This is a genomic window from Muricoprocola aceti (assembly GCF_025567005.1).
In the GTDB taxonomy this organism is placed as follows: Bacteria; Bacillota; Clostridia; order Lachnospirales; family Lachnospiraceae; genus Marvinbryantia; species Marvinbryantia aceti.
The window spans coordinates 48,884-55,268 of the sequence record NZ_JAOQKE010000021.1; the positions used below are offsets into that span (position 1 = coordinate 48,884).

Sequence of the window (6,385 nt, forward strand, 5' to 3'; positions counted from 1 at the left end):
CAATAAAAATAGACATTTATGACGAAACAGAGGTATCAGAAATATGGATAACATTTTTAAACGCACCAGTGCTCACTGGGTACGTTATGATAAATATGAATGGAAAGAATCGACTGACGGCGTTTTGTACCTTACTCCGGCAAAAGATGCCGTAATGTCACTTTACAATCCCATCAAGGAGTATAAGGAGCTGGTACTGACCGCTCTTGGAATTGGTCTTGATGTTATGCAGAAAAAAGCTTCTATGGAAGAATTGAAACAGAGGATTCAGAGCTTTGCAGAACATTTTGGACTTCTTGGACTGATGACCGCACTTCCAACCACACCGGAATTTATCACCTATGATGCAGTCTATCTTCCCAAGAATCATTTCATCAAACAGGAAACGCTTTCTACGGAAGATTACCTCGCCTACTTCTTTCCTTTTGACAAGATCTCTTTTGTAAAAAAAGGTCGGGAATCTACGTGGAATACAGATAGCCGGGAAATGTTTGCGGTAATTATGACTTTACAAGATAAGCCACAAGCAGTGCTTATGAGCTTTCAAAAGGAATATGCTGAAAGCTATGAATGGATTACCACGGTATTCTCTGACTGGGCTTTTACCTTTGTTACCAGCTTTCTGTATTATCAGGATTATGATACGTTGGAGGAAGCAGAACGGAATGTATACCGAAAAGGAATGGAATGTTTTGGCGGCATTGCCCCGACTTACCACATAGAACTTTTGGATAAGCCTGCCATCGTATGGGATTTCAATTCCCTGATGCTTGCCATTCAGATGATGTTTTCCTTTATGATAACGGATGAAAACTCTACGCTGAAACTGTGCAAGCACTGTGGAAAGATATTTGTAGCCAGCCGCTCCAATGTGCAGTTCTGTTCTCCGCAATGTAAAAATCAGTATAATGTATATAAGTGTCGGGCGAAAAAGGATGAGGAATAAACAACATAGAAATATCAAGGGAGGAACATAATGATAGTATATATTTATGATGACAAAGAAGGAAAAACAAATGCCATTTCCATAGACAAAAAAAACATGGTGGATGAAGATTTGGAATTTTTTAATGACCACAGTATCCGAAAAGTTTGGCACTCCGGCGAAGAAGAATGGTATCTTTCGATTGTTGATGTCGTACAGGTACTGACTGATAGTTCTGACCCCAAACAATATATCAAGAAGATGCGTGCCCGTGACAAAGCACTTGAATCCAAGTGGGGTACAATTTGTACCCCACTTCAAATGTTAGCACCTGATGGGAAGATGCGAAAAACACAGGCCGCCAACACAGAAGGAATTCTTAGAATCATTCAGTCAATTCCTTCACCAAAAGCTGAGCCATTTAAAACATGGCTGGCAAAAGTCGGTGCAGAAAGATTGGAAGAAATTGCTGATCCAGAGAAAGCAATGGAACGTGCGGTTGCTACATATAAAGCAAAAGGGTATTCAGATAAATGGATTTCACAACGTCTCAGAACCATTGAGATTAGAAAAGAATTGACAGATGAATGGCAAAATGCAGGTATAAAGGAATCAAAAGAATTCGCAACACTTACCAATATTCTTACCATCGCATGGTCTGGGAAATCCGTTCAGGAATATAAAAAATTAAAGGGATTAAAGAAAGAGAATCTGCGTGACAATATGACAAACACGGAACTTGCTCTCAACCTCCTAGCCGAAGTTTCTGCAACTGAAATATCACGAAGTAGACAGCCAGAAGGTTTTTCACAGACAAAAGAAGTTACGATTGCAGGTGGCAAAATCGCCGGGGATGCACGCAAGGCACTTGAAGAACAGCTTGGACACAGTGTTTTGTCAGAAACCAATGCAACTACACCAGAATTGTTAGATGATACTGAAAACAATAAATAATAATTACCGTAAAATAACTTAAAACAGGGTGCAGGCTAACGGTCTGCCCCTTATTTTTGTATCATATTGATAAGATTTGACAGGCAGCACCAAACTTTTTTTTATTTTGTCCTATCTTTTTCTTTATTTGATTCGTTATACATAATAGAAAGATAATTTGATTTCACTAATGGGAAAGGAGGGTGTAAGTGGACGCAGATTTTTTACTAATAAGGAGAATGAAGCGGGGCGATGAAGCAGCTTTTGATATTTTTGTTCATAAATATTATGAATCTATATTAACTTACTGCTGCTACCACTGTCCCGATACATCATACGCCGAGGATCTTACGCAAGAGGTCTTTGTACACTTTTTTGAAAAACTCTCCAATTACCATTATATGGGTAAAACCCTAAACTATATGTATACCATAGCCGGGAATCTTTGTCGTGATTATTATAAAAAGGCAAGGGATGACTTGTGGGATGGTGCATCAAATGAGATAGGGGATATGTCTGATATTTTGGAATTGGATGGTATCTTTGATAAAATTGCAATCGAAGATGCTTTGAAAAAATTGCCTGATGAATTGCAGGAGGTCATTATTTTCCACTATTTTAGAGATTTGAAATTATCTGAAATAGCAGAGCTTCTGCAAGTTGGATTACCGCTTGTGAAATATCGAATCCAAAGGGCGAGGTTGTTATTAAAGAATTTGTTGAAGGAGGATTGATTTTATGAACGCAAATAAGCAATCTAATGAGAATAAGAGCGATAATACAGTCATTTCTGATGAACAGAAAATCAGATTGACGGTAAAGAAATCATTGGAAGCTTTCTATGCTGCGGAAGAGAAAAAAATACTGTCATATCATGAGTTCCTATGGACACAGTTAAAAGTAATTGAAAAGAAATGGTGGCTGTTTCAATTTCTGCTTCTTTTTTGTTTGTGGTTTATCTTGAAAAATGCGGAGGATGATTTTTATATCCAAAGAAGTCTGGGAGTAATTGCATCATTATTCGTTATTTTAGTTATCCCGGAATTTTGGAAAAACAGTTCAAACAAATCTATGGAAATCGAAGCTGTTTCCTATTTTTCCTTAAAACAGGTGTATGCAGCAAGAACACTATTGTTTGGCATTGCAGATACTCTTTTATTGACTGTGTTCTGCGGTGCCGCAACCGTTGGTCTGCATTTTGAGCTGCTTCAACTGATGGTTCAATTTTTGCTTCCGTTAAGTGTAACAGCCTGCATCTGTTTTGGCACGCTATGCAGTAAATATTCTTTCAGCGAAGGATCTGCGATTATCTTATGCGTCTTATGGAGTGCTATATGGCTGTTTATCGTCCTAAATGAAAATATCTATGAAAAGATTGCTGTTCCAGTCTGGATACTGTTGATTGGATTCGCAGCTATTTATATGTTTCTTGCAATCTATCGCTTATTGAATCATTGCAATCATTATTTGGAGGTGTTACAAAATGGAAGTGAAATTTAATGATTTAACGAAGAAATTCGGAAACTTTACGGCTGTAGACCATCTGACCATGACTATGACAAATGGCGTATATGGGCTGCTGGGGGTAAACGGAGCGGGAAAAACAACGATGATGCGAATGCTTTGCACATTGCTGAAACCTACAAGCGGAAGTATTACCTGTAATGGAAAAGACATTTTTGAAATGGATAGTGAATATCGAAATTTACTGGGATATTTGCCACAGGATTTTGGGTTTTACCCCGAATTTACGGTGCAGGACTATTTGATGTACATTGCATCTCTAAAAGGAGTACGCCCTGCTGTTGCTAAGAAACGGGTGAAAGAGCTAATTTCTAAAGTTGGTCTTTCCAAAGTTACCAACAGAAAGATGAAAAAATTGTCAGGCGGCATGAAACGTAGAGCAGGAATCGCACAGGCAATGTTAAATAATCCTGCAATCCTGGTATTAGACGAACCGACAGCAGGGCTTGATCCAAATGAGAGGATTCGTTTTCGTAATTTGATTAGTGAATTGTCAGAAGAAAGATTGGTACTATTGTCTACTCATATCGTATCAGATATTGAATATATCGCAAACCAAATCTGGTTGATGAAAGACGGAAAACTAGTGCGCAGCGGAACATCGGATGAACTCATTCGTACCATGCCGGTAGATGTATGGAAATGTTTTGTAAGAAAAAGTGCGGTCTCTTCTATGGCTGAAAAATATAAGATTTCAAATATGAAAGCAGAGTCCGATGGCGTGGAATTAAGAATTATCTCTAAAGAAAAGCCGGTTCCCGAAGCAAAATGCGTGGAAGCATCTTTAGAGGATGTATTTTTGTATTATTTCGGAGAAAAGGCAGGTGATAAAAATGCTGAATTTTGAGTTGAAGAAAGTGTTTTCTAAATCCAGGAACAAAATTGTAATTTTGCTTATGGTTGTGATTACGATAATTACCAGCATTTTGACTATTAACAGAGTGGAATATGTGGATGAAAACGGGAATCATTCGGTTGGGTTTACGGCTGCTAAGAATCTAAGAAACGCAAGGAACGAATGGGCAGGCTATCTTACCGATGATGTGCTGAAAAAAGTGATTGCCGAAAACAGGAGAATTAACAATTCCGATGAAGCACAGTCTGATGACATTGCAAAACAGGATCAGGCATTTTCAGAGAAACAAGGCATTTTGGGTATTCTTGATGTTATCAATTCCGCATGGAGCGATTACAGAGACTACAATTATTTTGCCGCTGACAGCGTGTCCGAGGACGATGTAAATAAGCTGTATGAAAAGCGGATTTCTACGTTGAAAAATTGGTTGGATTCCGGTAAGGAATATTATACGCAGAAAGAAAAGGATTTTTTGATTCAACGATATGAAGCGTTGGACACTCCATTTTACTATGAATATACGGATGGTTGGGCAGCATTGCTGCAAAACATATCAACATTTATTTTGATGTTAGCTTTGATGATTGGTTTTTTGGTCTCAGGTATTTTTTCAGACGAGTTTCAGACAAAAGCAGATTCCATCTTTTTTTCTGCTAAGATGGGAAGGAACAAGGCTATTGTATCAAAAGTAGGTGCGGGTTTTCTGATTACCTCAGTTTTCTATATAGTCTTTGTAGTGCTTTATACGCTGACTATCATTTGCGTACTCGGTGCAGATGGCGCAGGTTGTCCGCTTCAATTAGATATGTGGCGGTCTGTTTACAATATTACTTTTTTCAGGGCTTATCTTTTTATTGTAGCAGGCGGTTATATCGGTACATTATTTGCAGCTACACTTGCTATGTTAGTATCTGCATTTAGTCACTCCACTGCTACCGCAATTATTGTACCTTTTATTGTTTTGTGTGTGTTTCCTTTTTTAAGTCGAATTATTACGCTGCCGGGTTTCTGTTCCTTTTTCCCGGATCAATTGTTGGATATTTATAATGACTTAAAAGAATCAGCTTTGATTGAAATTGGAGGAAAAATTATGACCTCTGCAACGGTAATTGTGCCTGTTTATGCCGTAGTTTGTCTGATCCTTCAACCTATATTATATCGTGTTTATAAGAGAACGGAGATTAAATAAGTGAAACGGCATGAACATAAAAAGAGAATGCGAAAATGGGTACTACTTCTCTCTGCTTTGATTATTATACTTTATGTGCTGGCTGTAAAGGGAATTGGAATTACACATCATGCTGCAAATAATGATTATGGCTGGAATTTATTGCTTGTTAATCATGAAAACTACATTCCCCATAATTATAAGGTGGAGCTGACCGAACTATCTAATGGCGAAAAAGTTGATTCTCGAATCTATCCGGACTTGCAGGATATGTTTGATGATGCAAGGGCGCAAGGATATGGGCTGTTTGTTGCCGCTGGCTATCGTACAACAGAAAAGCAACAGCAACTGATGGATGAGAAAATAGACGCATATAAAAATGAGGGTCATAGCAGTTCAGAGGCAAAACGACTTGCAGAGCAATGGGTGGCAATACCGGGAACAAGCGAGCATCAGATTGGCATTGCTGTTGATATAAATGCTGATAAAACAATTAATTCCAGTGATGCTGTCTATACATGGCTTGCTGAAAACGCACACAAATATGGTTTTATCAAGCGTTATCCATCTGACAAAACGGATATAACCGGAGTGATTAACGAACCCTGGCACTATCGGTATGTTGGAAAAGAAGCAGCAAAAGAAATATATTCACAGGGTATATGTCTTGAAGAGTATATTGATGAATTAGACCGCAATAAATAAATGTAGCTGTTTAAGGCTGATTAGTGTTGTATAAATGCTGACAACAATTCTAAAAGCTATAAAAAACAGTTCCGTTTATCCCCTCGAATTTCTCCTATAAGTGAAGGAACAATTTCTGACTTTATGACAGGGTTACATACCCTGTCATTTTTATGGTCATTTTTAGAAAATCTGTTCCCGAATCACAAGATTATATGTGTAGCGTATAATAAAAGTACCTGAAATCGGAAACAAAATTCCCTGTTATCAGAAAGGGAATTCCCTGAAAATAGAA

At 38.0% G+C, this 6,385-nt stretch carries 7 protein-coding genes; all 7 read left to right on the forward strand.

Annotated features, from left to right (window positions below; all coding sequences use genetic code 11):
- Nucleotides 1-43 precede the first annotated feature (43 nt).
- The 7 genes from OCV47_RS13245 (at nt 44) to OCV47_RS13275 (ending at nt 6,111) form a co-directional block, all read left to right on the forward strand.
- The gene (locus OCV47_RS13245; protein WP_262655557.1) at nt 44-946 is read left to right on the forward strand and encodes a recombination protein NinG; all 903 of its coding nucleotides are present in this window, start codon (nt 44-46) and stop codon (nt 944-946) included.
- 30 nt (nt 947-976) lie between these two features.
- Nucleotides 977-1,879 (forward strand): BRO-N domain-containing protein, encoded by a 903-nt coding sequence (locus tag OCV47_RS13250; RefSeq protein ID WP_235250478.1) that lies wholly within the window; start codon nt 977-979, stop codon nt 1,877-1,879.
- Nucleotides 1,880-2,067: 188 nt separating this feature from the next.
- Nucleotides 2,068-2,592, forward strand: coding sequence for an RNA polymerase sigma factor (locus OCV47_RS13255; protein ID WP_262655559.1), 525 nt, complete (start codon nt 2,068-2,070; stop codon nt 2,590-2,592).
- A 4-nt stretch (nt 2,593-2,596) separates the two neighbouring features.
- Nucleotides 2,597-3,358 (forward strand): hypothetical protein, encoded by a 762-nt coding sequence (locus OCV47_RS13260; protein ID WP_235250895.1) that lies wholly within the window; start codon nt 2,597-2,599, stop codon nt 3,356-3,358.
- On the forward strand, nt 3,342-4,229 hold the full coding sequence (locus tag OCV47_RS13265; RefSeq protein ID WP_235250896.1) for an ABC transporter ATP-binding protein: 888 nt from the start codon (nt 3,342-3,344) through the stop codon (nt 4,227-4,229). The genes OCV47_RS13260 and OCV47_RS13265 overlap by 17 nt, the downstream gene beginning before the upstream one ends.
- Nucleotides 4,216-5,427: an ABC transporter permease gene (locus tag OCV47_RS13270; protein ID WP_262655561.1), complete on the forward strand. Its 1,212-nt coding sequence runs from the start codon at nt 4,216-4,218 to the stop codon at nt 5,425-5,427. Before OCV47_RS13265 ends, OCV47_RS13270 begins: the two co-directional genes overlap by 14 nt.
- Nucleotides 5,428-6,111 (forward strand): M15 family metallopeptidase, encoded by a 684-nt coding sequence (locus OCV47_RS13275; RefSeq protein WP_317244421.1) that lies wholly within the window; start codon nt 5,428-5,430, stop codon nt 6,109-6,111. It begins immediately after the preceding gene.
- Nucleotides 6,112-6,385: the final 274 nt, after the last annotated feature.

What these genes read in the sequence shown, in the direction of transcription:
- OCV47_RS13245 (WP_262655557.1), top strand. Translation starts at nt 44, where the DNA reads ATGGATAACATTTTTAAACGCACCAGTGCTCACTGGGTACGTTATGAT.
- OCV47_RS13250 (WP_235250478.1), top strand. Translation starts at nt 977, where the DNA reads ATGATAGTATATATTTATGATGACAAAGAAGGAAAAACAAATGCCATT.
- OCV47_RS13260 (WP_235250895.1), top strand. Translation starts at nt 2,597, where the DNA reads ATGAACGCAAATAAGCAATCTAATGAGAATAAGAGCGATAATACAGTC.
- OCV47_RS13265 (WP_235250896.1), top strand. Translation starts at nt 3,342, where the DNA reads ATGGAAGTGAAATTTAATGATTTAACGAAGAAATTCGGAAACTTTACG.
- OCV47_RS13270 (WP_262655561.1), top strand. Translation starts at nt 4,216, where the DNA reads ATGCTGAATTTTGAGTTGAAGAAAGTGTTTTCTAAATCCAGGAACAAA.